The sequence below is a fragment of the Rhizobium lentis genome, assembly GCF_014200175.1.
GTDB lineage: Bacteria > Pseudomonadota > Alphaproteobacteria > Rhizobiales > Rhizobiaceae > Rhizobium > Rhizobium mulingense.
This window is the reverse complement of the sequence record NZ_JACHBD010000005.1, coordinates 63,373-89,824: the sequence shown is the minus strand read 5'-3', so window position 1 is coordinate 89,824 and position 26,452 is coordinate 63,373. Positions and strand designations below refer to the sequence as shown.

24 protein-coding genes and 1 pseudogene are annotated in these 26,452 nt (G+C 60.6%); 15 read left to right on the top strand and 10 right to left on the bottom strand.

The annotated features are described in order from the left end of the window. Positions 1-15: 15 nt before the first annotated feature. From GGI60_RS13500 to GGI60_RS13465, 8 genes are read left to right on the top strand one after another with little or no spacing between them, the layout of a single operon-like run. Positions 16-657 carry a Rieske 2Fe-2S domain-containing protein gene (locus GGI60_RS13500; RefSeq protein WP_183916491.1) on the top strand — a complete coding sequence of 214 codons (642 nt, stop codon included), beginning with the start codon at positions 16-18 and terminating at the stop codon, positions 655-657. Then, positions 654-1,502, top strand: coding sequence for an aromatic ring-hydroxylating dioxygenase subunit alpha (locus GGI60_RS13495; protein WP_183916489.1), 849 nt, complete (start codon positions 654-656; stop codon positions 1,500-1,502). Before GGI60_RS13500 ends, GGI60_RS13495 begins: the two co-directional genes overlap by 4 nt. Beyond that, positions 1,499-2,158: a glutathione S-transferase family protein gene (locus tag GGI60_RS13490; protein WP_183916487.1), complete on the top strand. Its 660-nt coding sequence runs from the start codon at positions 1,499-1,501 to the stop codon at positions 2,156-2,158. The genes GGI60_RS13495 and GGI60_RS13490 overlap by 4 nt, the downstream gene beginning before the upstream one ends. A gap of 1 nt (position 2,159) precedes the next feature. After that, the gene (locus tag GGI60_RS13485; RefSeq protein ID WP_183916485.1) at positions 2,160-3,539 is read left to right on the top strand and encodes an amidohydrolase; all 1,380 of its coding nucleotides are present in this window, start codon (positions 2,160-2,162) and stop codon (positions 3,537-3,539) included. A gap of 20 nt (positions 3,540-3,559) precedes the next feature. Further along, positions 3,560-4,660 (top strand): BMP family ABC transporter substrate-binding protein, encoded by a 1,101-nt coding sequence (locus GGI60_RS13480; protein ID WP_183916483.1) that lies wholly within the window; start codon positions 3,560-3,562, stop codon positions 4,658-4,660. A gap of 3 nt (positions 4,661-4,663) precedes the next feature. Beyond that, the gene (locus tag GGI60_RS13475) at positions 4,664-6,184 is read left to right on the top strand and encodes an ABC transporter ATP-binding protein (protein WP_183916482.1); all 1,521 of its coding nucleotides are present in this window, start codon (positions 4,664-4,666) and stop codon (positions 6,182-6,184) included. Further along, positions 6,181-7,278, top strand: a complete 1,098-nt coding sequence (locus GGI60_RS13470; protein ID WP_183916480.1) for an ABC transporter permease — start codon at positions 6,181-6,183, stop codon at positions 7,276-7,278. Before GGI60_RS13475 ends, GGI60_RS13470 begins: the two co-directional genes overlap by 4 nt. Then, a complete protein-coding gene (locus GGI60_RS13465) occupies positions 7,275-8,186 on the top strand; it encodes an ABC transporter permease (RefSeq protein ID WP_183916478.1) in 912 nt (303 codons plus the stop codon). The genes GGI60_RS13470 and GGI60_RS13465 overlap by 4 nt, the downstream gene beginning before the upstream one ends. 160 nt (positions 8,187-8,346) lie before the next feature. Here the strand turns inward: GGI60_RS13465 and GGI60_RS32000 are convergent. Then, a pseudogene (locus GGI60_RS32000) lies at positions 8,347-8,535 on the bottom strand (hydrolase); the annotation flags it as partial. A 310-nt stretch (positions 8,536-8,845) separates the two neighbouring features. Between GGI60_RS32000 and GGI60_RS13460 the strand changes: the two are divergent. Next, a complete protein-coding gene (locus GGI60_RS13460; protein WP_183916476.1) occupies positions 8,846-10,078 on the top strand; it encodes an HlyD family secretion protein in 1,233 nt (410 codons plus the stop codon). Further along, positions 10,060-12,054, top strand: coding sequence for a glycosyltransferase (locus tag GGI60_RS13455; protein WP_183916474.1), 1,995 nt, complete (start codon positions 10,060-10,062; stop codon positions 12,052-12,054). The genes GGI60_RS13460 and GGI60_RS13455 overlap by 19 nt, the downstream gene beginning before the upstream one ends. Before the next feature lie 112 nt (positions 12,055-12,166). On the opposite strand, the gene GGI60_RS13450 is transcribed toward GGI60_RS13455, so the two are convergent. The 9 genes from GGI60_RS13450 to GGI60_RS13410 form a co-directional block, all read right to left on the bottom strand. Beyond that, positions 12,167-12,982, bottom strand: coding sequence for an HAD-IIB family hydrolase (locus GGI60_RS13450; RefSeq protein ID WP_183916472.1), 816 nt, complete (start codon positions 12,980-12,982; stop codon positions 12,167-12,169). Then, positions 12,979-13,764: a DeoR/GlpR family DNA-binding transcription regulator gene (locus GGI60_RS13445; RefSeq protein WP_183916470.1), complete on the bottom strand. Its 786-nt coding sequence runs from the start codon at positions 13,762-13,764 to the stop codon at positions 12,979-12,981. Before GGI60_RS13445 ends, GGI60_RS13450 begins: the two co-directional genes overlap by 4 nt. A gap of 9 nt (positions 13,765-13,773) precedes the next feature. Next, positions 13,774-14,523, bottom strand: a complete 750-nt coding sequence (locus tag GGI60_RS13440) for a glycerophosphoryl diester phosphodiesterase (RefSeq protein WP_183916468.1) — start codon at positions 14,521-14,523, stop codon at positions 13,774-13,776. A 62-nt stretch (positions 14,524-14,585) separates the two neighbouring features. Beyond that, on the bottom strand, positions 14,586-15,632 hold the full coding sequence (locus GGI60_RS13435) for a sn-glycerol-3-phosphate import ATP-binding protein UgpC (protein WP_183916466.1): 1,047 nt from the start codon (positions 15,630-15,632) through the stop codon (positions 14,586-14,588). A 1-nt stretch (position 15,633) separates the two neighbouring features. After that, positions 15,634-16,482, bottom strand: a complete 849-nt coding sequence (gene ugpE / locus GGI60_RS13430; RefSeq protein ID WP_183916464.1) for a sn-glycerol-3-phosphate ABC transporter permease UgpE — start codon at positions 16,480-16,482, stop codon at positions 15,634-15,636. A 12-nt stretch (positions 16,483-16,494) separates the two neighbouring features. After that, complete coding sequence (gene ugpA / locus GGI60_RS13425) at positions 16,495-17,379, bottom strand: sn-glycerol-3-phosphate ABC transporter permease UgpA (protein ID WP_183916462.1); 885 nt, start codon at positions 17,377-17,379, stop codon at positions 16,495-16,497. A 61-nt stretch (positions 17,380-17,440) separates the two neighbouring features. Further along, positions 17,441-18,763: a sn-glycerol-3-phosphate ABC transporter substrate-binding protein UgpB gene (gene ugpB, locus GGI60_RS13420; protein ID WP_183916460.1), complete on the bottom strand. Its 1,323-nt coding sequence runs from the start codon at positions 18,761-18,763 to the stop codon at positions 17,441-17,443. A gap of 428 nt (positions 18,764-19,191) precedes the next feature. After that, positions 19,192-19,914, bottom strand: a complete 723-nt coding sequence (locus GGI60_RS13415; RefSeq protein WP_183916458.1) for a ribonuclease activity regulator RraA — start codon at positions 19,912-19,914, stop codon at positions 19,192-19,194. A 73-nt stretch (positions 19,915-19,987) separates the two neighbouring features. Beyond that, positions 19,988-20,773, bottom strand: a complete 786-nt coding sequence (locus GGI60_RS13410; RefSeq protein ID WP_183916456.1) for an IclR family transcriptional regulator — start codon at positions 20,771-20,773, stop codon at positions 19,988-19,990. Positions 20,774-20,974: 201 nt separating this feature from the next. On the opposite strand from GGI60_RS13410, the gene GGI60_RS13405 reads away from it, so the two are divergent. Genes GGI60_RS13405 through GGI60_RS13385 form a run of 5 tightly spaced genes read left to right on the top strand, consistent with a single transcriptional unit; the run spans position 20,975 to position 26,305 of the window. Next, positions 20,975-22,492 carry an ABC transporter substrate-binding protein gene (locus GGI60_RS13405; protein WP_183916454.1) on the top strand — a complete coding sequence of 506 codons (1,518 nt, stop codon included), beginning with the start codon at positions 20,975-20,977 and terminating at the stop codon, positions 22,490-22,492. 36 nt (positions 22,493-22,528) lie between these two features. Next, positions 22,529-23,449: an ABC transporter permease gene (locus GGI60_RS13400; RefSeq protein WP_183916452.1), complete on the top strand. Its 921-nt coding sequence runs from the start codon at positions 22,529-22,531 to the stop codon at positions 23,447-23,449. Then, positions 23,446-24,363: an ABC transporter permease gene (locus tag GGI60_RS13395; RefSeq protein WP_183916451.1), complete on the top strand. Its 918-nt coding sequence runs from the start codon at positions 23,446-23,448 to the stop codon at positions 24,361-24,363. Before GGI60_RS13400 ends, GGI60_RS13395 begins: the two co-directional genes overlap by 4 nt. Beyond that, a complete protein-coding gene (locus GGI60_RS13390; RefSeq protein ID WP_183916449.1) occupies positions 24,363-25,334 on the top strand; it encodes an ABC transporter ATP-binding protein in 972 nt (323 codons plus the stop codon). Before GGI60_RS13395 ends, GGI60_RS13390 begins: the two co-directional genes overlap by 1 nt. Further along, positions 25,331-26,305, top strand: a complete 975-nt coding sequence (locus GGI60_RS13385; RefSeq protein WP_183916447.1) for an ABC transporter ATP-binding protein — start codon at positions 25,331-25,333, stop codon at positions 26,303-26,305. Before GGI60_RS13390 ends, GGI60_RS13385 begins: the two co-directional genes overlap by 4 nt. The last annotated feature ends 147 nt before the right edge of the window (positions 26,306-26,452 follow it).

Sequence of the window (26,452 nt, the reverse complement as noted above, 5' to 3'; positions counted from 1 at the left end):
GAGGAAGTATAGGTCATGTTCTCTGATACGACCGGCTCATGGACGCCTGTCGCGCTTTCTGCCGATTTGCCGCCGGCAACTGTCATACCGGCCTGGACCCCGGCGGGAGCGATTGCTCTCTGGCGCAGTCAGTCCGGGCGTCTATCGGCATCATCCGACCGCTGTCCGCACCGTGGCATGCGATTGTCTCATGGCTTCGTGCGGGGCGAGGCGCTCTCCTGTATCTATCACGGCTGGAGCTACTCTCCGGCGGGAGGATGCATCCGCATCCCGGCTCATCCCGACCTCGTGCCGCCGGAGACGATCCGTGTGGCCGTTCAGCAGGTCGAAGAATTGGATGGCATTATTTGGGTGGCAGTGGGCGAACCAACGGCCCGGCCGCCGCGCCTCGACCATCTCGTTCCCCTCCGTTCGCTGACGCTGGAGGCTGATATTGCAGCGATCGAGGCGGCAGCCGGCGGAAAAGCCGATGCGGACGGGCTGATCGGCATTGCCGATTGTCCGTGGGTGCGGCTGCTCCCGACAGCGCAGATCGGGCGCACGCTCGTTCACGTCCTTGTCGAGCAGGGTCGCAATGTCGCCGATCGGCTCATGGCGTCGCGCATCGCCGAGGCCTTGCGCCGCCGGGCGGAAACAGACCGAAAGGCTGTCGCATGACGGGAGCCGGCGCGATGATCGATGAATGGTACCCGGTCGGCCTCTTCAGTCGGCTCACCGAGGCGGGAAGCAAAACCGCTTTGATGGGCGAGCCCATAGAGGTGACGCGCACGCCTGACGGCGCGGCGCAAGTTAGATCGAGCAGTGGACGCGCCCTGCCCGTCCGCGTCCGCTACGGCCATGTCTGGTCTTCTCTCGGCAACCCCGCCAAGGAGCTGTTTGCCATTCCCGAGGCCGATCAACCCGGCCGCCGCTTTGTCGATGTCGGCGTCATACGGGTACGCTGTTCGCCGCTGAGAGCGGTCGAGAACTTCCTCGACATCGCACATTTTCCCTTCGTCCACACGGATATACTCGGCGCCGAGCCGCACACGGAAGTCGAAAGTTATAAGGTCGAGATCCGCGAGGCGGTGGATGAAGTCTGGGCGACGCAGGTGAAATTCTACCAGCCGCAGGCGGCAAAGTCGGCGATCGGCGGGATAACCACTGAATATATGTACCGCGTGCCGGCTCCGACCTGCTCGGTGCTGTACAAGACCTGCCCTCCCCGCCCGACGGAATGGGATGTCATTGCCCTGTTCGTCCAGCCGCTTGCGGAAGATCTTTGCGACGTGTGGCCGTGGATGGCCCTCTTCGACGATGTGACGCCAATGACAGACCTCATCCATTTTCAGCAGATGATTTTCCTGCAGGATCGGTCGATCCTCGAAAACCAGATCCCGGCGCTTCTGCCGCTCGATCCCGGCATGGAAATTCCGACCCGGGCCGACATGACATCGATCGCTTACCGGCGCTGGCTGAAGCGCCATAACTATCTCTATGGCGCGCAGCTGGTCGCACAATGAAGCTCTACGACTACATCCTTTCGCCGAGCTGCTACAAGATCCGCCTGATGGCTGCGATCCTTGGCGTCAAGCTGGACATCCGGCCGGTCGACTTCCATCCGGGTGCCGAGCATCGGGGCCCTGAACTTCTGGCCCTCAATCCGGCAGGCTCAATACCGATCCTTGAGGATGGCGACCTCGTCCTGACGGAATCTTCAGCCATCCTTGCTTATCTCGCCGCCCGGAGCGGGCCGGAATGGTTGGGCGCGAGCGCGCCGCAGGAAACGGCGCGCCTGCAGCAATGGCTCTCTTTTTCACACCGGCTGACGGCCAGTCTTGGCGGCGCACGGCTGCATCAGATGCTTTTGCGCCCCGGCAATATTGAGGCCCTGCAGGCACAGGGGGTCGCTGCGCTGCGCGAGCTGGAGGCGGGCCTTTTCGAGCAGCGGCTCCGAGACATGCGGTTCCTGATATCGAACCGCGCGACCATCGCCGACATCGCCTGCTTCCCCTATGTGGCGTTGGCGCCTGATGGCGGCATATCGCTCGATCCTTATCCGAACATCCGGCTCTGGCTGCGCGCCATCCGCAGCCTTGAGGGTTTCATCGAAATGCCCGGCATCCACCGCCTGCACGAGTTGAAGCCCGATCCTCATCCGGCCGGTTTGGAGAAGTGAGATGGCCGGCTACCTCCTGAAAAACTGCGCAGCCATCATTGTCGACGAAGGCAATGGGCCAACCGTGCGCCGCAATGCGGATCTGCTGACCAGGGGTCCGGCAATCCAGGCGATCGGTGAGAACCTGCCGCAAGAGGCGCTGCCGGCCGATACGATCATCCAGGATGCATCCGGCTGGTTTGTCTATCCAGGCCTCGTCAATACCCATCACCACTTCTTTCAATGCTTCGTGCGTAACCGGGCAGATCTCGACTGGACGAAGCTCTCCGTGATCGAGTGGCTCGATCGCATCTATCCGATCTTCTCGCGGCTGAACGAGGATTGCTTCTACCATTCGTCGGTCACGGCCATGGCCGAGATGATCAAGCATGGCTGCACCACGGCCTTCGACCATCAATATTGTTTCCCCAGGCATGCCGGAAAGCGCCTGATCGATCGCCAATTCGAGGCGGCCGAACTTCTCGGCATGCGTTTCCACGCAGGACGCGGCGGCAACACACTGCCGAAGTCCGAGGGGTCGACGATCCCGGACGCCATGCTGGAAACGACGGACGAATTCATCGCCGATTGCGCCCGGCTGATCGACAGCTATCACGATGCTGGCGCCTTCAGCATGCGGCAGGTGGTCGTCGCCCCCTGCCAGCCGGTCAATTGCTATCGCGAGACCTTCGTCGAGTCGGTCGCGCTCGCCCGTGATCGCGGCGTCCAATTGCACACGCATGTCGGTGAAGGCGAAAGCCCCGTCATCGAAGCCCGGTACGGCATGCGTACAGTCGACTATTGCGCCGAACTCGGCTTTGCCGGGCCTGACACCTATTATGCTCACTGCTGGGAGTTGACACACGAGGAATTGCGCAAGCTGGCGGCAAGCGGCACGGGTGTCTCGCATTGCCCGGAGCCGGTCTATCTGGTCGGCGCCGAAGTGACGGACATTCCTGCGATGGCGGATTTCGGCCTGCGCATTGGGCTCGGTTGTGATGGTGCAGCTTCAAACGACAACTCCAACCTCATGCACTGCATCCACTCTGCCTATATGCTGCAATGCCTGACGGCATCGACGCGGGCTCATTCGGTTCCCGCGCCGGTGGATTTCCTGAACTATGCGACCACGGGCGGCGCAAGTCTGCTAGGCCGCAGCGATATCGGCCGGCTTGCTCCCGGCATGGCCGCCGACCTCTTCGCGGTCGATACGCGGCGGATGGATTATGTCGGCACGCGCCACGATCCGTTGAGCCTTATTGCCAAGGTCGGGATCGGCATGCCGACCGATCTGACCATGATCAACGGGCGCATCGTCTGGCAGGCCGGCGAATTTATCGGGCTCGAAGAGGCCAAGCTTTTCGCCGCCGCGGAAGCGGCGCTCGAGACAGTGAAATTTTGAAAACCAAAAGGGGAACTGACATGTCCAACGATCTCACCCGCAGAACACTCATGAAGAGCGCAGCGGCTGCCGGTCTCGCGACGGCTTTTGCCGGCCGCTCCGTGGCTGCCGCCGACGAACCGCTCGGCATTGCCCTCGTCGTTCCCTCGCCGGTCGGCGACGTCGGCTGGGGCCATGCGCTTGCCGCCGGCATCGACCCGATCAAGGCCGCTTACGGCGACAAGGTGAAGGTCACGATCATCGAGAACATCGCCGAAGGCCCGGATGCCGACCGAATCATGAACAAGACGGTCGCCGACGGAAATCATTTCCTGATCGCCGGCTCCTTCGGCTATCAGAACGGCGCGCTGCAGATTGCCCGTCGTAACCCCAAGGTGACCGTCCTGCATGCTTCAGGCTTCCAGGTCGCGCCGAATTTCTCGCCCTTCGCCGCCAAATATTTCCAAGGAACTTATTTGCTCGGCATGGCGGCGGCGGCCGTTTCCAAGACCGGCAAGCTAGGCTCGGTTTCGGCCTTCGCGATTCCCGAGCTGATCACCTCCGTCAATGCCTTCACGCTCGGCGCACAGGCCGTCAAGCCGGATATCGAAGTGTCTGTCGTCTGGGTCAATTCCTGGTTCGATCCGGCCAAGGAGCAGGAAGCCGCCAAGGCGCTGATCTCGCAAGGCTGCGACGTGATCTTCTCGAATGCGCAGGATACGCCTTCGGTGATCTCGGCCTGTGAGGACGCCGGCATCTATGCCTTCAATCTCAATTCCTCAATGAAGAAATACGCCGAGAAGACCTATCTCGGCTGCGTCGCCACTGACTGGTCGCCGTTTTTCAAGGCGTCGGTCGACGCGCATCTTGCCGGCACCTTCAAGGGCGCCAATACCTTCCTCGGCGTCGCCGACAAGGTGGTCGAAGTCGTCGACTGGAACCCGGCCATTCCGGCCGATACGATGACCAAGATCAAGGAAATCGAGGCGAAGATCGCCGATGGCAGCTTCTCGCCATTCACCGGCCCGATTACCAAGGCTGACGGCAGTGAAGGCGTCGCTTCCGGTGCCACGCTGGCGGACGCTGAGATCGTCGCTATGAATTGGCACGTCAAGGGTGTGACGACGCCGTTGCCGAAGTAAGCCATGGTAAACCCGCTTCTGTCGCTGCGCGGCATTTCCAAAAGCTACGGTCAGGTCCATGCCAATCGGCAGATCGACCTCGACGTCGCGGCCGGCTCGATCCATGCCATCCTCGGAGAAAACGGGGCTGGCAAATCGACGCTGATGAAGCTGATCTATGGCGTCGAGCAGCCGGACAGCGGCACGGTCGCCTGGAATGGGCAGCCCCTCAGCCTTGCCTCGCCCGCAGAGGCAAGGCGCGCCGGCATTGGCATGGTCTTCCAGCATTTCTCGCTGTTCGAGAGTCTGACGGTCGTCGAGAATATCCGCCTGATCGTGTCCGGCAAGAAGAGCGAGCTTGCCGAGCGGGTTCGCAAGCTCGGGCGCGAGTTCAGTCTCGAGGTCGATCCTTTCGCCCATGTGCATTCGCTTTCCGTCGGCGAAAGGCAGCGGGTGGAAATCATTCGCTGCCTGATGACCAATCTGAAACTGCTGATCCTCGACGAGCCGACGTCGGTGCTGCCGCCGCAGGCGGTGGAAAAACTCTTCGAAACATTGCGCCGGCTGCGCGACGGCGGCGTATCCATCCTTTTCATCTCCCACAAGCTGGAAGAGATCCAATCGCTCTGCGATCAGGCGACGATTCTGCGCGGCGGTCGCGTGACCGGTCATGTCGATCCGTGCGAGCATGACGCCCACGAACTTGCGCGCATGATGATCGGACGCGACATGCCGAACCCCATGCCTGCTCTGCCTTTGGCCGAGGGCGAAAAGCGGTTGGAGCTTATCGGCCTCGACTACCGGGTGGATCCTTTCGCCGTACCGCTCTCCAACATCAGCCTGACGGTGCACGCCGGTGAAATCCTCGGCATTGCCGGGATTTCAGGGAACGGCCAAAGTGAGCTCGCAGCACTGATTTCAGGCGAGACCGTCCTGCCGCGAGATCAGCGCGACCAGATCTTCATGATGGGCCGAGATGTCGGCACGCTCGACGCCGCCGCCCGCCGCCTGCTCGGCTTCGCTTTTGTCCCGGAGGACCGGCTCGGCCGCGGTGCGGTTCCCGAAATGTCGCTTAGTCTCAATAGCCTGCTGACCGCCCATCCGCTCGACCTTGTCAGGCACGGCCTGCTCGACAAGACACGGGCGAAGAGCTTTGCCAGTGAATGCATCCGCGATTATGACGTGCGCACCCCCGGCCCCGAGGCGGAAGCCGGGTCGCTTTCCGGCGGCAACCTGCAGAAATTCATCGTCGGGCGCGAAATCATGCTGGCGCCGAAGCTTCTTTTCCTGGCCCAGCCGACCTGGGGCGTCGATATTGGTGCAGCCGCGGCAATCCGCAAGCGGCTCATCAGTCTTCGCAATGAAGGCATGGCGATCCTCGTCATTTCCGAGGAGCTCGAGGAATTGTTCGAACTCTGCGACTTCATCCAGGTCCTGCACCACGGCACGCTGAGCCCGCCGCTGGTCACGCGCGACACCAAGCCCGAAGAGATCGGCCGTTATATGATCGGAGCCCAGCCGAATCGCGAGAAAGCCCCCGTATGAGCAGAACCTTCCTCGGCCTGCCCAGGCTGGTCCGCCGGGAGCGGGCATCGCTTGCCGCCACCCTTCTGGCACCGCCCATAGCCCTCATCATCACCGTCATTCTCAATCTCGGACTTTACGTCGTCATGGGCCGCGATCCGGCTGCGGTCGTCTATGCGATGCTGATCGAGCCCTTCGTCTCGTGGGCGTCGTTCTCCGAGGTGCTCCTGAAGACCGGGCCATTGCTCCTTATCGCGCAGGGGCTTGCAATTGGATTCCGCGCCAAGGTGTTCAATATCGGTGCCGAAGGACAATTCGTCCTCGGTGCGATCTTCGCCTCCGCCATTCCGATCTGGTGGCCTGGCGCAACAGGACAATGGATCTGGCCGGCAATGCTGCTGCTCGGCACGATAGGCGGCGCATTTTGGGCGTCACTCACCGCCTTCTGGCGCGTCAGGCTCAATGCCAATGAAATCCTCGTTTCGCTGATGCTGAGCTTCGTTGCCGTGCAACTCCTCAATTATCTGCTGCTCGGCCCGTGGAAGGATCCGAACGGCTTCAACTTCCCGCAATCGGTCATGTTCCAGTATGACGCGATGGTGCCGAACCTGGTCGAGGGAACGCGCGTCAATGTCTCGCTCATTCTCGCCCTCCTCCTGTCGATTGCCGCCTGGGTCTTCATCCAGAAGAGCTTCATCGGCTACAAATTGCAGGTCGGCGGGTTGGCGCCGCGGGCGGCGAGCTACGCCGGATTCAGGGAAAGCCGGGCAATCTGGCTTTCCCTGCTGATCGGCGGCGCGGCAGCCGGTCTTGCCGGTGCGGCCGAGGTCGCCGGCCCCCTCGGTCAATTGCAGCGCTCTATTTCCACCGGATATGGCTATGCGGCAATCATCGTCGCCTATCTCGGCGGGCTGCATCCGATCGGCATCATCATCTCAGCCATCGTCATGGCGGCGCTTTACATCGGTGGTGACAACGCAATGGTCTCCGCCAATCTGCCGGTTGCCGCCGTCCGGGTTTTCCAGGGCAGCCTGCTCCTCGCCTATCTGGTCGCCATCGCCTTCACGCGCTACCGCCTTGCCTGGCGACCGGCGGCAGCCAGGAGCGCGACGTGAACGCCATCGAGTTCATCCTCGCCGGAATGCTGGCGGCTGCGACACCCTTTCTCCTCGCAGCCCTCGGGGAACTGGTCGCCGAGCGCGCCGGGGTTCTCAATCTTGGCGTCGAGGGGCTGATGGCATTCGGCGCCGTCATCGCCTTCATTATCGTCTATCACGGCGGCGGTCATTTTTTGGCTTTCCTCGCCGGCGGCCTCGGCGCCGCCCTGCTGTCGCTGGTCTTTGCGGTCATCGTGTTGGGCTTCAACGCTAATCAGGTCGCCACGGGGCTCGCCATCGGGATTCTCGGGCAGGGCCTGTCGGCGCTGTTCGGCAAGAGCTACGAGAGCCTGACGGTCAGGGCTCTGCCGAAGATCGACATTCCCGGCCTTTCCGATCTTCCCGTCATCGGCGGACTGTTTGTCCAGGATATTGTCGTCTGGTTTTCGCTGGCCGCAACCATCGCGATCTGGGCGATGTTTGCCTATAGCAAGGTCGGTCTGATCATCCGCGCCATAGGGGAAAACCCGAAAGCGGCGCATGCAATCGGCTACCCGGTCATCGCCATCCGCTTCGCCGCAGTCGCATTCGGAGGCATGATGGCAGGCTTCGCGGGCGCCTATGCTGCGACGATCTACACGCCGCTCTGGGCGGACGGGATGATTGCCGGCCGCGGTTGGATTGCAATCGCGCTCGTCGTCTTCGGAACCTGGCTGACTGGCCGCATTTTTCTCGGGGCATGCCTGTTCGGCGCCGTATCGCTGATGGGGCTCGCCGCCCAGGCGACCGGGCTCGACGTCCCCTCGCAGCTGCTCGCATGCCTGCCCTATCTGGTGACGATCATCGTGCTCGGCATCATTTCGGCGGATCGCCGCCTGCTCAAGCTCAACGGCATCGCCTCGCTCGGCGAACCGTTCGAGCGATAGCATGACGCGCCGGCGCGCAACGTAATAACCGGGATTCAATCCTTCGTTCGCCATTACGACAGCTGAAGCAAGGCGAGTGGTGGTCCGGTTTCAGAGCCTCCGACGACCGGTGCATGGCCTACTCAGCTTGCGCCTGCTTCGCTTGCAAGCGGCTCGCGCTTCATTCGCCGGCAGTCGCGGCATTCAGGATCGTCCTGGCAATGTCGGCAAAACCAGGCCCCGCAGGCTGGGCGGAGATCCATTTCGGCACATGCTGCAAATGCGGAAGAACAGGAACGATATTGCGGACGCCGAAAGAATTCGGGATGAAACCAAAGATCGGCGCATCGTTTCGAGAATCGCCGACGTAGCCGCAAAGTTAAAGTGTCCTATCTCTGCAAAGTGGGAATGTCATTCTCCCCGCGTCAAGCCGGCATGTAAATTGCGGATGGCCTTGGACCGCAACGGCCGAAGAATGCTTCGCTGTTTCCCCTATCGATAAGGCCTAGGCCTGTGTCGGCGGGCTGGCGGCTGCGGTTGTTAATCCGCCATTCGCCCATTTTGCGACCATCACTTGTCTATTGGTTTTCAGTGCATTAAGTTATACAAGAAATAGTTGCATCCACTCCTGCCGGCCGATAGGTCCAGGTGGCTGCAAAGCGATACCTTCGGATGCCAATATGATCTGGAACCATCGCATCACACGCATCATTGTCGGCCTGCTGCTGCTGACGCTCGTGGCTGTCGTCTCATTGCCGATGATTACCGGCTTTACGAGCCTTGATGGCACGGTCAATGCGCGGTTTGCTGTCGTTAATGCCCCAATCGACGGCACGATTGCCGAAGACCCCCTCAAGGTCGGCAGCCCGGCCAAAGCGGGACAATCCCTCGCAGAAATCAAAAATACGCGCGTCAATCGCGCAATCCTCGCGTCGCTCGAGGCAGATCGCAACACCGCACTCGACCGTGTCGCGGCACTGAAAAAGGAACGGGAGGAGCTTTCCGCGCTTCGCGAGGAATTGGCGGCCAGATTGGAAGTCTACAGACAGACCACCATTGCCAATCTCGAACGCGAAGTCGAAATCCTCAGGAAAAAAGTCGAGGTGTCGCAAGCCCAGGATTTGGTCGCGCAGGTCGACCTGGACCGTCGGATGGCACTCAACTCAAAAGGTATTCTGACGCAGAAGCTGGTTGAGGCCGCGCGTGCCGCCGGAGCTGCGACCGGCGGCGAGGTCGAAATCAGCAATCTAACCGTCGATCAATTGCAACAAAGGCTCAATGCGGTCCGCCAGGGTATCTTTGTCTTCGGCGACGGACAGAATGACGTGCCCTATTCGCGGCAGCGTGAAGACGAGGTGGTCGTTCGCATCAACGACTTGAACTCACGCATAGCGGAAAATGAGACACGAGCCGGCGAAGTCCAAAAGCAATTAGTCGAAGAGAGAAACCGCGTCAGCAGCCTTGAATCAGCAACCGCAATCGCGCCGTTCGACGGCGTTGTCTGGAGCAGGAGTATCGTCAACGGTTCCAATGTCGTGCTGAACAACGAGCTGATGCGCCTGCTCGACTGCCGGGAGCTGTTCGTGGATATCCTTGTTCCTGAAGTCAATTACGACGAGATCTATCCCGGACTTGTTGCGCAGGTGCGCTTGCTCGGCCGCAGCGATGTCTTCAAGGGCACCGTCATTTCCGTCAGAGGCAATTCGGCCACGGTCGAGGCCGATTCCTTTGCCGCCAGTTTGCCGCCGTCGACACAACGCAATGCCCGCATTCGGGTTCGCCTCGATCCATCCTTCATGAACGACGACTTTGCGAACTTCTGCCAGGTGGGGCGCACAGTGCAGGTACGGTTTTCCAAGCGCGGCATCAACGTATCCAACTGGGTTAAAAGCCTGTGGTTCAGTATCTTGTAGCGCTGGTTCCGACCTTTGTCGTTTTGGCGTTCTTTTTCCTGGGGCCGTTCAATTGGTCGCGCCATCACAGCTGGACACGGGCGGTGACTTGCGCGTTCGTCGCAGCATTTGCATTGCGATACATGTTCTGGCGCTTGACGGAGACCGTGCTCCCCTACCCCGGCGACGGTCCGAGTTTCTACTGGGTCTGGATCCTCTTTGCCGTCGAGGTTCTGGCCTGCTTCGAAGTCATTCTTTTTCTGATATTGATGAGCCGCTATGTCGACCGGAGCGCAGAGGCGGACAGGCTGGGTCGTGTTTTCTTCGCGCGCGACAAGCGTGAGCTGCCGACCGTCGATGTTTTCATTCCCACCTATAACGAGCCGCTCGACGTGCTCGAGCGAACCATCATCGGCGCCCGCTCGCTGGATTATCCCGCCGACAAGTTGAATGTATATGTGCTTGACGACCAACGCCGCGACTGGCTGAAGGCCTATTGCGAAGAAAAGAACGTCATCCATGTCACGCGCGGCGACAACAGCCACGCCAAAGCAGGCAATATGAACAATGGGCTGAAGGTCAGCTCGGGCGATTTTATTGCGATCTTCGACGCCGATTTTGTTCCCTATCGACATTTCCTTCGCCGGACGCTGCCCTTCTTTTCCGATAACAGCATCGGCATCGTTCAGACACCTCAACATTTCTTCAATGTCGATCCGGTGCAATCAAACCTGGGCCTGGAAAACATCTGGCCCGACGAGCAGCGCCTGTTCTTCGACGAGATCGCGCCCAGCCGCGACGCCTGGGATGTCAGTTTCTGCTGCGGCTCATGCTCGATCGCCCGCCGCAAGGCCGTCGACGCAATAGGCGGGTTTCCGACGGAGTCGATCACTGAAGACCTGCTGACCACTCTTTCGATGCTCAACAAAGGCTACAAGACGCGCTATCTGAACGAGCGGTTATCGATGGGACTGGCCGCCGAAAACCTGACCGGTTACTTTGTGCAGCGCGAACGGTGGTGTCAGGGAGGTATTCAAACCCTTTACCTGTATAATGGCCCGCTGCGCGGCCCCGGATTGACGCTGTTTCAGCGGATCATGTTCCTGCCGGCATCATGGCTGGTGCAGTATCTGGTGCGCTTCATGATCTTGCTCGTCCCCATCGTCTATCTCTGGTTCGGCCTGCTCCCGCTCTATTTCACCGACATAGCCGATTATGTCTCGCATCAGGTACCGCTGCTGGCGGCGTATTTCCTGCTTATGCTGTGGATCACGCCGACGCGTTATCTGCCGGTGGTTTCCAGCGCCGTCGGGACCTTTGCGACATTCCGCATGCTGCCGACCGTGGTCTCCAGCTTGGTAAGACCATTTGGCAAGCCGTTCAGGGTGACGCCGAAGGGCAGTGGCAACGAGGCGAACCAGTTCGACCGCTACAGCTTCGCCTGGATCGCAAGCATGATCACGATCACCGTTGTTGGTCTGCTGGTCAACGTCGTGCCGGAAACGTCGCATGTACAAGGCCAGTTTTCGCCGGTCGCGGCCTGGTGGTCAGGTATCAATATCGTCGTCCTGCTCATCGCGTCGCTCATCTGCTTTGAGAAACCCCGACGGCTGTTTCATGCTTTCAAGCTCGATGAACCTGCTGTCGTAGACGATGTCCCCGGCCAAATCGTCAGTCTGGCACTGGACAAGGCGGTCGTTGCTGTCCACAACATGGCCAGATTTCAATCCAAATCGGTGATGCTGAAACTCGCCGGCTTCGCACCGATCAAAGCGGAGCTCGGACAGGTCACCCAACGACGAAGTAGCATCAGTCGCAGCGGCGACAAGCAAGCCTATTACCTGCACCTCTATTTCGAGCTCAGCGGCGCTGCTCGCGACAGCATGATTGTCAAACTCTACACCGGCCAATATTCGCGGGACATTCGCGATATCGACAAGGTTGCCGTCTCTCTCAATCTGTTGCTGCGGTCATTTGGGCGAACGCGCACGTTGTAGCCCAGCTCATGACAGCTTTGGTGCACGAACGCTGGGGAGCCCGTCGTAAAGTGACCAATGGCTCGCGATGACATCGCCTTCCAGGCATGACAGGCCCGGGCTCGGGCTCGCCTCACCGCCTTTCGGCGCGGCGTCGTTCACCGGTTGTCGCGGCATCCAGGATCGTCCTCGCAATGTCGGCGAACCCAAGCCCCGCAGGCTGGGCGGAGATCCATTTCGGCACATGCTGCAAATGCGGAAGGACAGGAACGATATTGCGGACGCCGAAAGAGTTTGGAATGAAACCGAACATCGGCGCATCGTTTCGAGAATCGCCGACGAATGCCGTGAGCGAAGGCAATTCGGCAGGATCGACCCCGAACATGCCTGTCAGGAGGCGCTCGCTCATCGCACGTTTGTCATAAGTACCGATCCAGGTGTTGATATGGATGGAGCTGATGGCGACGGTCCCGCCCATCGCCCTGATTTCGCAAGCCAGCTCTTCGACAGCGTGCGCATCGTGCCCCTGAATGTCGATCGCCACGTCGGCCAGGCGGAACACCTGATCATGGGCAATCCTGAAGGTGCCGCCTTTTTCCGAAATTAGATTTTCGATCGCCTGGAGATGCCGACGTTGATGCTCGCCCTGCAACGCGCCGTCCTCCCAATAATCGAAGACAACCTCGCCCCTCCGGCGCGTAACGGCATAGGCACCGCTTTCGCCGATGACGGCAGCGACAGGCCAGGCACGCACGATGTGTTCGCACCACCCAGCTGAACCGCCCGTGACCGGAACGACGGCAATGCCGGCGCGGCTGAGATCCCAAAGGGCATTATAGGTCTGCGGCAGAAGTTTCCCCTCGGTCGTCAGCGTATCGTCGATATCGGTGAAGAGATAACGCACGTGCTGCAACTCGGCCGCGGATGGCGCCAGATTTACGAAGGTCATATCGCCTCCTCGCCGCAGGTCACCACCTCCATACTGCTCTCAGCGAGCACGCCGGCGACGGACGCATCGGCCGGCAGCCGGTCGGTGTAAAAGCGGGTAATCTTGTTGAAGGGCGCAACGCGCACGCTCGCATGGCGCGTCCACTTGCTGACATCGGCCGCCAAAAGGCGCGTCTGCGCATTCTCCAGCAGCGCATTGGTGATCTGCGCTTCGGCGTAGCTGAAGTCCATCAGGCCGGTCAGCGGGTTCAGTGCGCCGGCGCCGACAACCGCATAGGTCGCATAGAATTTCTCGACGAACTTGATCACGTCAGTACCCACAACGTCACGGTCGTCGTGACGCAGCAGCCCGCCGGTGAGATGGACTTCGACACTGGGAGATTCGCAAAGCGTCAAGGCGACGTGCATATTGTTGGTGATGACCCTCAGCCCCTGATGATCGCGCAAAGCCTCTGCAACGAACTGAACCGTGCTGCCGATCCCGAGAAACACCGTCGCATCCGGGCCGATATCGGCGGCGACCCGTCTGGCGATCTGCCGCTTGGCGCGTCGATTGAGCTGGGCACGGGCGTTGAGCGAGATGTTGCTGCCCTCGACCGGCACATCGACGCCACCGTGAAAGCGGCGGGCGTGCCCAAGATCGCACAGCGCATTGATATCGCGCCGGATCGTCTGGGTCGTCAGGTCGTACCGACGCGCCAGCTCGTCGATATATTGGACCCCCTCGCTTTCGATAAGCGCCAGTATTTCGCGTTGTCGGCTCGATATGACCCGCTGCGCCATCGTTGTTTCCTAGGAAAGATAGACACTCGGGTCGTCTGTTATCACACCGGTCAAGCCGGCAACCCAGAAAGATGCGAGCTGTCGAGGATCGTTGCAGGTCCAGGCCCGAACCTTGATGCCGTGACGCACCGCCTCTTCGAGGAACCCGATGCTGAGAGATTTGTAACCAAGATGGACTGTCGTTGCCGGAATAGATTGGAGGATCTCTTTCCAGTCGTCCGGCACCCTGCTCCACAGCATGGCGAGCTCGTAGCCGGGATTGATTTCGTGCATGCGCTTGAGTGCAGCAGCGTCAAAGCTCGATATCATGATCTCAGTTTGCGGCACGCGCGCCCGAAGATGTTCATCAACGGTTTTCACCAGTTGCTCGAGCGATTTGTGATGCGGGTGCTGCTTGATCTCGACATTGGCATTCAGCCCCAGTTCCGCCAAGGCGGACACGGCCGCGGCAAGGGTCGGCAAGCGCTCGCCCCTGAAGCGAGGATCGAACCAGGCGCCTGCATCGATCGTCTCGAGATCGGCTGCGGTGAGGTCACCGAGATTGCCCGTCGACGAAGAGCAACGGTCGACTGAAACGTCGTGGATGACGACGGCCGTTCCGTCACCGAGCAGCGCGACATCGAACTCGACCCATTCGGCCCCCTGCTCGGCCGCCGCCCGAAAAGCGGCTATCGTGTTTTCCGGAGCGACGGACGATGCGCCCCGATGCGCCTGAACCTCGCTGCGGGAAGGTCCCGATCTTCGCTCTGATTCCTTCATTCACTCGTCTCTTTCGTCGTTTCTCGTGGCATCGGACTTACTGGAGAGCCCATGGCCGCATCTCAGTCCGTGCGCCTTCCGGTCCTGCTGTTGAAGGGATGCATCTGATCGACGCGGGCAAAGATATCGATCCTGGCGGCCTCGGCAAAGTCCGGCCGTCCCTGAACGGTCAGGACAATCGTCTGCTGGCTCTCGCCCAACCTGACATGCAGATGGCTTTCGCCGCCGATCGGCTCGAGCAGTTCGACGATCGCATTCAGGCGAATGGAAGGCCCGGCAGGCTGTTCGACGAGCAGCGCATCCGGCCGAAGCCCGACTACATCCGTTCCCGCAGGCAGGGCAAGGCGTCGCTCTGCCTCGACCGTATCGAGCACCTCGACCGGCACGAGGTTCATCGGCGGAGAGCCGATGAAGCCGGCAACGAACAGGCTCGCCGGCCGGTCGTAGACCTCGACCGGCGTCCCCACTTGCTCGACCAGCCCGCCATTCATGACGACGAGCCTGTCGGCAAGCGTCATAGCTTCGAGCTGGTCATGGGTGACGTAGATGCTTGTGGTCTTCAGGCGGCGTTGCAGCCTGCGGATCTCAACGCGCATCTGTACGCGCAGCTTGGCATCGAGATTGGACAGAGGCTCGTCAAACAGAAACGCTGCCGGCTCGCGGACGATGGCACGTCCCATGGCGACGCGTTGGCGTTGGCCACCGGACAATTCACGTGGCTTGCGATCGAGCAATGGTCCGATTTCGAGGATGTCGGCCGCCTCCTTGACGCGGCGGTCGATTTCCGCGCGGGCTGTGCCACGGTTTTTCAAACCATATTCCAGATTTCCGCGCACCGTCATATGCGGATAAAGCGCGTAGTTCTGGAAGACCATGGCGATGTCGCGCTCTGCCGGCTCCGCCTTGTTCACGTTGCGGCCGGCAATTTCGACTTGCCCGTCGCTGATCGACTCCAATCCGGCAACCATGCGAAGCAAGGTAGATTTGCCGCAGCCGGAAGGACCTACGAGGACGATGAACTCGCCGTCTGCAACAGCCAGATTGATGCCTTTGACGGCGGGAACGGACCCATAGCTTTTCTTGACGTCGATAATATTGATCGTGGCCATTTCATTTCTCCGTTTCGACCAGGCCTTTGACGAAAAGGCGTTGCATGGCGACGATGACGAGGACGGGCGGCAAAGCGGCCAGGATGACCGCTGCCATGACGAGATTCCATCTTGGCTCGGCATCGGCGACCGCAGCCATGCGCTGAATACCCATCACGACGGTGTAGAGGCTCTGGTCGGTGGTGACGATCAGAGGCCACAAATACTGGTTCCAGCCGAGCACGAACAGGATGATGAACAGCGCCGCGATATTGGTCACCGAGAGCGGCAGCAGGATGTCGCGGAAGAATTTCAGCGGTCCGGCACCATCGACGCGCGCGGCCTCCATCAGTTCGTCGGGAACGGTGAGGAAAAACTGGCGGAACAAAAAGGTCGCGGTTGCCGATGCGATCAGCGGAATGATGAGCCCGCCGTAATTGTTCAGCATTCCGAGGTCGGCGACCACCTTGTAGGTCGGAACGATGCGCACCTCGACCGGCAGCATCAGGGTGATGAAGATCATCCAGAAGGCGAGCGTGCGAAAGGGAAACCGGAAATAGACGATCGCGAAGGCGGAGAGAATGGAAATGGCGATCTTACCGACCGCGACACCGACGGCCATGATCAACGAGTTGAGCAGCATCGGCCCGATCGGCGGGGCGCCGGAACTCGTCATTCCCGCCGACAGCATGGTCGAATAGTTTTCGATTAGGTGCGGTCCCGGGACCAACGGTACAACGCCGGACAGGAAGTCGTTCGGACCGTGGCTCGAGGCGATGAAGGCGATATAGACCGGGAAGACCACGATCGTAACGCCAAGGATCAGGACGAGGTGAGCCAGGACATTCAAAAAGGGACGATTTTCAACCACCTTTGACGCTCCTCAATATTGCACGCGGCGTTCGACGAAGCGGAACTGGATCGCGGTGAGAGCAATGACAATCACCATGAGTATGACCGACTGCGCCGCCGAGGAGCCCAGGTTGAGACCGATGAAGCCGTCGAAATAGACCTTGTAGACGAGAATTTCCGTGGCGCGCGCCGGTCCGCCCTGCGTCGTCGCGTGAACGATGCCGAAGGTATCGAACATCGCGTAAACGATGTTGATGACGACCAGATAGAAGGTGGTCGGCGAGATCAACGGGAACACGATCGTCCAGAAGCGCTTCACCGGCCCGGCGCCGTCGATGGCGCCGGCTTCCTGGAGCGAGCGCGGCACGGATTGCAGCGCGGCCAGGAAGAACAGAAAGTTATAGGAAATCTGTTTCCATGTGGCGGCGATGACGATCAGGACCATTGCATCGTTCGGATTTACCAGATGGTTCCAACTGACCCCCATGCTGCGAAGCATATAGGCGACGATGCCAATCGAGGGGTTGAACATAAACCACCAGAGAATGCCGGCAATCGCGGGTGCAACGGCGTAAGGCCAGATCAGCAAGGTCGAATAAAGACGGGACGCGCGCAGCACACGCATGGCCGCGGCGGCCAGAATGAGGGCGATCGTCGTGGACAAGACCGTCACCAGAACGGCAAAGACCAGGGTGTGGCCGAAGGCGTCCATATAGAGCGGGTCGGCAAAGAGCCGGCGATAATTTTGGAACCACACGAAGTTCGTTTTGAACCCGAAGGCATCCTGGCGAAGGAACGACTGCCAGAAGGCGGTCCCGGCGGGCCACAGGAAGAAGACCACGGTTATCAGAATCTGGGGAGCAATAAGCAGATAAGGCAAGACCTTATTGGGAAAGACGGTCCGTTTGGTTTGCATGGGCCCTCACTGACTGACGGAGAGGCAGGGGCCGGCCGCGCCGACCCCCTGCCCGGAGCCCTTAGTTGGCGGATTCGAAATCGCGAAGCTGCTCGTTGCCGCGCGCGACAACGGAATCAAGCGCTTCCTTCGCGGTCTTCTTGCCGCCCAGCAGTGCGGCGAATTCATCGTCGATGATGCCGCGGACCTGGACGTAATTGCCAAACCGGATACCCTTGGAATTTTCGGTCGGCGTGACCCGCGTCAACTGCTTGATGCCGACATCTGCGCCAGGATTCTTTTCATAAAATCCCTGCTCCTGGCTCAGCTTGTAGGCAGCTTCGGTGATCGGCAGGTAGCCTGAGAACTGGTGCCAGTCGGCCTGGACTTCCGGCTTCTGCAGATAGGTGTAGAACTTTGCCACACCCTTATATTCTTCTTCCGGGCGGCCTTTCAGGGTCCAAAGCGTGGCGCCGCCGATGATCGAATTGAGCGGCTGCGCAATGACGTCGTCATAATAGGGAAGCGGCGCGAAGCCGACCTTGAAATTTTTGGCATTGTTGATGACGCCGGCACGGCCGGCCGACGAGTTCATATACATCGCGCATTCCTGCGAATAGAACATCGGAGGGGCGTTATCGCCGCCGACAGGTCCGCCGAATTTAAAGAGCCCTTCATCCTGCCACTTCTTCAGGTTCCCCCAGTGGCGGATCGTCAGATCGTTGTTGAAGGTAAATTCCGCGTCCAGGCCGCCGAAGCCGTTTGCCTTGGTGGAGTAAGGCTTGTCATGCAGGGCGTTGAGATTTTCGGTCTGAATCCATGAAATCCAGGCGCTGGTGAACCCGCACTTGGCAGCGCCCGACTTGACGATCGTACGCGAATAAGACTCTACGTCCGCCCAGGTTTTCGGCGGGGTCTCCGGATCAAGGCCAGCCTTCTTGAACACGTCCTTGTTGTAATACATGATCGGCGTGGAGGAGTTGAACGGCAAGGACAAGACATTGCCGCTGGTGTCCGAGTAATAACCGACGACGGGCGCAATGAACTTGTTCTGATCCCAGGATTCGCCTTGATCCTTCATCAGTTGGTACACCGGATAGACGGCCCCCTGCGCTGCCATCATGGTTCCGGTGCCGACCTCGTAGACCTGCACGATCGCAGGCTGCTGATTGGCGCGGAAGGCAGCGATGGCGCCTGTCAGAGTCTCGTCATACGTGCCCTTATAGACCGGCACGATTTCATAATCGGATTGAGATGCGTTGAAGCCCTTGGCGATTTGCTCCAGCTTCGCGCCGTTCTCGCCGCCCATTGCATGCCACCACTGGATCTTCGTGGCAGCCATTGCTGGCGCAGACAACGACAGGCTGGTCAGTCCTGCGGTCAGGAAAAAAGCGATCTTATTCATGGTCACTCCCACTTTCTTTCGGTCCGCAGCCTCCCGCTCCAGACGCGCGGCAATGGTAGCAGCGGAGTTTCACATTGCAATAACGGAATGTTCAAATGAACATGTCGAATGCACGCATACTGAGCGCCGAACGGCTTCTCAGTGTCACAGCATGGTCGGCTTGACCGACATTCGCCGTCAGCCGCTCGAATGCCCAGATACAATGTTCAAATGAACGTCTTGTGTCAGTTGGCGCAAAAAATATCGGGGACGCAGAAATTTACCGCAGCAACGAGCGCGTGCCCGCGTCAAGACAAAGCGGCCGACATACGCGAGTTCAAAAATGCAGTACGGCCCTCAAGCCTTCATCGCCGCATCCATGACCGCTTCACGGCGGGTCGGATGTGCGTGGCTGACGCCAACGACCTTCAGAAAATATAAGCCACGTCTCAGACGGCTTGAACTCGGGCCTTGCGCCACGCCTGGAACCGCTCGAGCGTTTCTTTGTTGGGCGGGTAGACGCCGAGTGTCGGCTTGCCGGATTCGATCTCCAGCTTCAGGAATTCCTCCTGCTCCTCCATCGCGACTGCCTCGTCGGCAATTTCGCCAACATATTCGCGAGGAATGATGATGACGGCTTCGCTGTCGCCGAAAACGATGTCATCCGGGTAGACCGCAACGCCGCCGCAGGCAATCGGCTGGTTCATATCCGATGCATGATGGGCAACCAGATTGGCGGGCGCTGCAGGACCCAGGCAATAGGTGGGAAGCCCGAGTTGGGCGATATCGGCGGTGTCGCGAACGCCTCCGTCGAGCACGAGACCGGCGCAGCCGCGATAGACAAGGCGACGAGCCAGTACCGCGCCAATGCCGGCGATCTCGGCGATCGAGCGGCAGTCGAACACAAGCACATGGCCCTCCGGTATCGTGTCGATCGCCTTGCGCTGCTGGTTTGACGGATCGGAACTATAGGTCGAACCGTCGATATCCTCGCGGGCCGGAATATAACGGACGGTGACGGCCGGACCGATCATCGGTTTTTCGGCGGCCGCGAGCGGGCGCACCCCGCGAACAGCCGTGTTCCTCAGTCCCCGCTTCAGCAGCAAACTGCTTAGACTCGCCGAATTCGTCTGCAAAAGTTTGGCGTAAACCGATGGGTCCAAAGCGGTCATGAGAATCCCTCCCCTTGTTCGGCGAAAGATCTACCATATCAAAGCAATTGTTCAATAGCGGATTTATAGCTTCTTATTTGGACAATGGATTGAGCCCATTGATGGTTTTCGTCAGCGTAGCAGCCGCCTCCAGGACCTCGCGCCTGATCGACCGAGCCCGATCCGGTGTTGCCTCCCCAATGAAAGGCACGCTGACGGTGGCGATCAGACGACCTTGATCATCGAATACTGGTGCGGCGAAGGCGCGCAAGCCGAGGTTGGATTCCTGATTGTCCTCAGCGTATCCGTTGCGGCGAATTTCCACGAGTGCTTCTTTCAGCGCCTCCGGATCAGTCATCGTGTAGGGCGTCTTGGCCTCCAGCCCGCCGGAGCAGTAGGCTTCGGTTTCGCTATAGTCCGAATAGGCCAGAGCAAGCTTGCCCGCCGCTCCGACGTGCTTGCGCGAGCGCGCGCCGACCTTGATAAACAAAGCATAATCGCCGGGGCTCGAGGAGGCGAATATCGTCATCATTTCATGCCCCTCGGGCACGGCCAGCTTGAAGGATTCCATTATCCTCTCCGCTGCCGCCGCAAGAATTGGCCTTGCCGCCTCGATGAGCGTCACCCGATCGGCACCGGGCGATATCCGCCGGGCAAGCTCGACGAACTTCGGCCCCAGTTCGTAGGAGGCTCCGCCATTGACCCGCGCGACCAGGCCGTGCGCGGTCAGCGAGTTCAGAATGCGGTAGACCGTCGAGCGGGGCACACGCAGCTGATCGACCAGAGCCCCAAGGGAAATGCCCGTTTTCGCATCGGCCACCGCCTCAAGCAGATGGGCCGTCTTTTCCACCACAGGAGAACCATGCTTTGGTTCATTCATGAAATTCATATTCCATTAGAGAATTAATCTTCTTGACTTGCCCGGCGTTGACAACCATCTTGTCCACCGCAAGTGTCGTATTTGACACTACGCGCTTGCGGGAGGAAGTAAAGCCGATAGAGCGCCGAACAGGTCTGCGCAGCCGGAACGGCTGCCGTGAACTGGATGCCGGCGCGCGGCTGGGAACGGGAGGAGGCTTTCATGGCGATAAGGACTATCCACGCAATTTGCATCGGACTGGCAATCTCCTTGGCGGCGAGTGTCGCAATGCCAGCATACGCTGCCGAGGGCAAGCTGGCGGTTGTGGTGACGGACGAGCCGAAATCGCTGGATCCCTGCGACACCGACCTTTCGGGAAATTCCCGCATCCTGCACAACAATATCACTGAGGCGCTCGTCAACCTCAGCCCGCAGGACGGATCGGTCGTTCCAAGCCTTGCCACCGGCTGGCGACAGGTCGATGAGCTGACCTGGGAGTTCAAGCTGCGCGAGGGCGTGACGTTCCATGACGGCAAGCCGTTCGATTCCAACGCAGTCGTCGCCGCCGTCAAGCGGGCTCAAGACCCGGCACTGGCATGCGAAGTCGGACTGGCCACCTTGAAGGGCGTCAAACTCAACGCACAGGCCGCCGATCCGACGACCGTCCTCATCAAAACCGACGTCGTCGAACCGATCCTGCCGAACAAGATGTCTGCCGTCGACATTGGTTCACCGGCAACCCCGGACGACGGCAAGACGCGCAGCCCGGCCGGAACGGGGCCTTACAAGCTGGAAGCATGGACGCCAGGCCAGTCCGTCACGCTGACGGCCTATGACGGCTATTGGGGCGATAAGCCGGCGATCAAAAACGCGACGATCATCTGGCGTGCCGAATCCGCCGTTCGTGCGGCAATGGTAGAGACCGGAGAAGCGCAGGTCGCCTATGAGATCGCGCCGCAGGACGGTACGACCGAACAGGACCAGGCCTTTCCGAACGCTGAAACTTCGCTGTTGAGGATCGATGCCCAGGTCCCACCACTGAACGACAAACGCGTGCGCGAAGCCCTCAATCTCGCCATCGACCGGGACGGCCTTGTCGGAACCATTTTCCATGAGGACGCCCAGAAGGCGATGCAGGTCGTGCCGCCTTCGGTGTTCGGCTTCAATCCCGACATTCCCGTCTGGACCTACGATCCAGAAAAGGCGAAGTCGCTGCTTGCTGCAGCCAAGGCCGATGGCGTGCCGGTCGATAAGGAGATCGTCATCTACGGTCGCATCGGCATCTATCCCAACTCCTCCGAAAGCCTGGAGGCCATTCAGGCGATGCTGGCGGATGCCGGTTTTAACGCGCGGCTTGAAATGCTCGAGACCAGCCCGTGGCTGAAACGGCTCCTGAAGCCGTGGGATAAGGATCGCCCGCCGTCCATCCTGCAGACGCAGATCGACAATGCCGAGGGAGATGCCGTCTTCACCCTGCCCAACCGCTTCACCACCGACGGCAATCAGGCGACAATCGCAGACCCCAAGCTCGATAAGCTGATCGCCGATGGTTCGAAGGCAACCGGCGACGAGCGCAAGAAGCTGTTCCAGGAAGCGTTCCGTTACATCGCCGTCGATGCGGTCAATATCGCGCCGCTCTTCCACATGGTCTCGATTGCCCGGGTCGCAAAGGACGTGAACTACACCCCCGATGTGCAGGCCGGCAACGAGATCAAGCTGAAGTCGATCAGCTATCGCTGATCGATGAGCCTAAACACTGTCGCCTGAGGAGAGCGGATGTCCCTCGCCTATTTCCTGAAACGTGCCGCCTTCGCAGCGCTCGCGCTTGCGGCTCTGATGACGTCAGCCTTTTTTCTCGTGCGGCTGACGGGTGATCCCGTCAATCTCTATCTGCCTGTAGACGCCTCGGATGCGGCGCGCGAAGCCATGCGCGTCCGCCTTGGCCTCGATCGTTCCCTTCTCGCCCAGTTCTTCGATTGGGCCTGGGATATGCTCAGCCTCGATTTCGGCATGTCTCTCTGGCACCATCGTCCCGCGATGAACGTCGTGCTGGAAGCCTTGCCGAACACATTGGCGCTCGGCGCCATTGCCTTGGCGCTTGCCTTTGCCGCCGCGATCGTCGTCGGGTCGATTGCGGCAGTGAATGCCGGTGGCTGGATCGACCGGGGCATCAACCTCCTGTCGCAGTCCGCCGCCAGCGTACCCGATTTCTGGCTCGGCCTGATGGGTGTCCTTCTGTTTGCGGTCACCTTCCGAATTCTACCGACCTCGGGCTTCGGCGGTCCCGTCTACTGGGTGTTGCCGGTCGCCTGCCTGTTTGCCCGACCTTTCGGAACGCTGGTGCAGATCGTCCGCGGCTCGATGATCGAAGCGCTGAACGCAACATTCGTCCGCACGGCGCGCGCTAAGGGTGCCCGCGACGGACGCGTCACCTTCGTGCACGCGCTTCGCAATGCGCTCCTTCCGGCGGTCACGGTGACCGGCGATCTCGCCGCGCAGTTCGCCGGCGGCGGCGGTGTCGTCGAAGTGGTCTTCGGCTTTCCTGGCATCGGCAAACTTCTGATCGACGGCATCCTGAAACGCGATTTCGCGATCGTTCAGGCATCGATCTTTGCCGTCGCCGTCGTCATCTTCGTCATCAACATCCTGATCGACATGCTCTATGCCTCGATCGATCCGCGCGTGAGGGTCGAATGACCGACACATCCGCCGAGCTCCTTCCCGCCCGAGAGCGCCGCGGCAGGCGCATCCTCTGGCTCATGCGGGCGCTTTCGGGAGATCCGATGGCGGTGGCGGCAACCATCTGGCTGCTGATTGTCGTGCTTGCCATTGTCGCTGACAGCCTTTCGCTCCTGGGTGAGAACCGCATCTCGCTCAAGGCACGCAACCTGCCGCCCTTCAACTTCGGGCAGTCCTGGAGCTTGTGGCTGGGCGCCGATGCGCTCGGACGCCCGCTCCTCGTCCGTCTCATCGAGGCGGCATCGACGACGATCGGGATCGCTCTCGTCACGGTATTGACGAGCCTGGCCGGGGGGACGCTGCTCGGCGTCGTCGCCGGCTATTTCGGCGGCTTCGTCGGCAGCCTCATCATGCGGATCTGCGACATTATCCTCGGCTTCCCGACGCTGCTGGTGGCCTTGTTCGGCCTCTATCTATTCGGCCCGAGCGTCGGCAACCTCGTGATCGTGCTCGCCGTGACCCGCATGCCGGCCTATATCCGCGTTGCAAGAGCCGAAACGCTGGAGGTCCGCGAGAGGCTGTTCGTCGATGCGGCGCGCGTCTTCGGCGGTGGACCAGTCTGGATCCTGCGCACGCACATTCTCCCAAGCGTTGCGCCGACAATGCTGACGCTAGCCTCCGTCAATCTTGCCATGGTCATGCTGTTCGAATCCGGGCTCAGCTATCTCGGACTTGGCATCCAGCCGCCTTCGGTCAGCTGGGGCCTGATGGTCGCGCAAGGCCAGGGCTACCTGTCCTCCGCCTGGTGGCTCAGCTTCTTTCCCGGCCTCGCCGTCATGTTCACCACCATGTCCTTCAACCTTCTCGCCAACTGGTTCCGGATCATCAATGATCCGGCACAGCACTGGCGGCTTGTCAGCCGGAGGCGCTGATGGCCCTTCTCGACGTTAGGGACCTTCAGGTCAGCTTCGATACGGCTGCCGGCCGCATCCTCGCACTCAACGGCGTTTCCTTCTCGCTTGAGCGCGGCGAGGTTCTGGCGCTTCTAGGAGAAAGCGGCTCGGGAAAGTCGGTGACCGCCTCGGCCATTATGGACCTCGTTCCCGATCCGCCTGGCGCCATCGACCGCGGCTCCATCCGCTTCGAGGGCACCGAGTTGCTGCAACTTCCGAGGAGCGAGCGGCGTGATCTCTGCGGCGACCGGATCGCCCTGATTTTTCAGGACGCGCTGGCGTCGCTCAACCCGGTCTATCCGGTCGGCTGGCAGATCGCCGAGATGTTCCGCATCCATGGGCGCAGGCCGGAGGGCGGTGTGGAAAATGCGGTGATCGACCTGCTGACGGCGATCGGTATTCCCGACTCCGAACGGCGCGCCAGGCAATATCCGCACGAGTTTTCGGGCGGCATGCGCCAGCGCATCATGATCGCCATGGCCGTGGCGCTCGAACCGGATATCATCATTGCCGACGAGCCGACAACGGCGCTCGACGTTACGATCCAGGCTCAGGTGGTCGAGCTACTCCGCACCATCCGCGCACGCAGCAATGCCGGCATGATCTTCATCACCCATGATCTCGGCGTGGTTGCCGAGCTGGCAGACCGTGTCGCGGTCATGTACGCCGGCAGCATCGTCGAAACCGCAAGTGTTTTTGAGCTCTTCGAGGATGCCCGGCATCCTTACAGCGTCGGGCTGCTTGCCTCGCAGCCGCGCATCGACACCGATGAGGACGAGCTGATCCCGATCCCCGGCTCGGCTCCCAATCCGGTCGCGCTGCCGTCCGGCTGTGCCTTCAGGACGCGCTGTCCGCGCGCTGCGGGTATCTGCGCCGAGCGTGTCCCTCCCCTTGAAACCGTGGGTCCAGGCCGCCAGGCCGCCTGCCACTTCCCGGTAGCGCCAGCATGACCGAACCTCTTCTTAAAGTGCAAAATCTCTCCCGGCATTTCGGCAGTGGCGCAACGGCGGTACGCGCCGTCGATGATGTCAGCTTCGACATCGCCCACGGCGAAACCCTTGGTCTCGTCGGCGAAAGCGGATGCGGCAAGACCTCGCTGGTACGAACACTCCTGAAGCTCGGGCCGGCAACGAGCGGCAGCGTCCTGCTCGACGGCGTCGAGATCACCAGTGCAAGCGGCCCGCAGTTGCACGGTCTGCGCCGAAAGATGCAGGTCATCTTCCAGGACCCCTACCAGTCGCTCAATCCGCGCCTGCGGGTCGACCGGTTAATTGCCGAACCCTGGGCGCTGCATCCCGGCGTTCTGCCCAAATCCAAATGGCGGGAGGAGACGGTCAGGCTGCTCGAATCCGTCGGATTGCGCGCCGAACATGCGGAGCGCTATCCCTCCGAATTTTCGGGAGGCCAGCGTCAGCGGCTCGGCATCGCGCGCGCCCTGACACTCGATCCGACCCTCCTCGTCTGCGACGAGCCGGTCTCGGCCCTCGACGTGTCGGTCCAGGCGCAGGTCGTCAATCTGCTCGCCAGGCTGAGGCGCGAGCGCAATCTGGCGATGCTGTTCGTCGCCCATGATCTGGCCGTCGTGCGGCATGTCTCTGACCGCGTGATCGGCAAAATCATTGAAACAGGGCCGAAACAGTCGATTTTCAGCGCGCCGGCCCATCCTTACACCCAGGCCCTGATGTCGGCAGTCCCGACACCGGATCCGCGGCTTCGCGGACAACGCAGCCGCATCGTTCTGAAAGGCGACCTGCCAAGCCCCGTCGATCCACCGAGCGGATGCCGGTTTCGAACGCGCTGCTGGAAGGCGACATCGATTTGCGCGGATCAGGAGCCGGCATTGACGAACAGGACGGCAGCTCCCGGACTGCTGACCGCCTGCCACCACGCCGATCCGGGTTTTTCCGCGAATGCCGGCTGACCGCGACGGAGCAGCCCCCGGATTTCAGCAGCGTTGCGCAAGCGCAGCAATATTCCAACGCTAGACCAGACGGTCTCGCCCGCCAAAAGCCGGAATTTTTTGTTCCGGAATGTCGGAGCGACCGAAGGTCATCCGTCCTGGGGAGTT

Coding starts and splice junctions, on each gene's coding strand:
- ugpA (WP_183916462.1), bottom strand. CDS start 17,379: ATGCAAACCAAACGGACCGTCTTTCCCAATAAGGTCTTGCCTTATCTG.
- GGI60_RS13385 (WP_183916447.1), top strand. CDS start 25,331: ATGACCGAACCTCTTCTTAAAGTGCAAAATCTCTCCCGGCATTTCGGC.
- GGI60_RS13405 (WP_183916454.1), top strand. CDS start 20,975: ATGGCGATAAGGACTATCCACGCAATTTGCATCGGACTGGCAATCTCC.
- GGI60_RS13490 (WP_183916487.1), top strand. CDS start 1,499: ATGAAGCTCTACGACTACATCCTTTCGCCGAGCTGCTACAAGATCCGC.
- GGI60_RS13390 (WP_183916449.1), top strand. CDS start 24,363: ATGGCCCTTCTCGACGTTAGGGACCTTCAGGTCAGCTTCGATACGGCT.
- GGI60_RS13475 (WP_183916482.1), top strand. CDS start 4,664: ATGGTAAACCCGCTTCTGTCGCTGCGCGGCATTTCCAAAAGCTACGGT.
- GGI60_RS13445 (WP_183916470.1), bottom strand. CDS start 13,764: ATGGCGCAGCGGGTCATATCGAGCCGACAACGCGAAATACTGGCGCTT.
- GGI60_RS13410 (WP_183916456.1), bottom strand. CDS start 20,773: ATGAATGAACCAAAGCATGGTTCTCCTGTGGTGGAAAAGACGGCCCAT.
- GGI60_RS13470 (WP_183916480.1), top strand. CDS start 6,181: ATGAGCAGAACCTTCCTCGGCCTGCCCAGGCTGGTCCGCCGGGAGCGG.
- ugpB (WP_183916460.1), bottom strand. CDS start 18,763: ATGAATAAGATCGCTTTTTTCCTGACCGCAGGACTGACCAGCCTGTCG.
- GGI60_RS13395 (WP_183916451.1), top strand. CDS start 23,446: ATGACCGACACATCCGCCGAGCTCCTTCCCGCCCGAGAGCGCCGCGGC.
- GGI60_RS13495 (WP_183916489.1), top strand. CDS start 654: ATGACGGGAGCCGGCGCGATGATCGATGAATGGTACCCGGTCGGCCTC.
- GGI60_RS13485 (WP_183916485.1), top strand. CDS start 2,160: ATGGCCGGCTACCTCCTGAAAAACTGCGCAGCCATCATTGTCGACGAA.
- GGI60_RS13440 (WP_183916468.1), bottom strand. CDS start 14,523: ATGAAGGAATCAGAGCGAAGATCGGGACCTTCCCGCAGCGAGGTTCAG.
- GGI60_RS13460 (WP_183916476.1), top strand. CDS start 8,846: ATGATCTGGAACCATCGCATCACACGCATCATTGTCGGCCTGCTGCTG.
- GGI60_RS13435 (WP_183916466.1), bottom strand. CDS start 15,632: ATGGCCACGATCAATATTATCGACGTCAAGAAAAGCTATGGGTCCGTT.
- GGI60_RS13400 (WP_183916452.1), top strand. CDS start 22,529: ATGTCCCTCGCCTATTTCCTGAAACGTGCCGCCTTCGCAGCGCTCGCG.
- GGI60_RS13500 (WP_183916491.1), top strand. CDS start 16: ATGTTCTCTGATACGACCGGCTCATGGACGCCTGTCGCGCTTTCTGCC.
- GGI60_RS13450 (WP_183916472.1), bottom strand. CDS start 12,982: ATGACCTTCGTAAATCTGGCGCCATCCGCGGCCGAGTTGCAGCACGTG.
- GGI60_RS13480 (WP_183916483.1), top strand. CDS start 3,560: ATGTCCAACGATCTCACCCGCAGAACACTCATGAAGAGCGCAGCGGCT.
- GGI60_RS13415 (WP_183916458.1), bottom strand. CDS start 19,914: ATGACCGCTTTGGACCCATCGGTTTACGCCAAACTTTTGCAGACGAAT.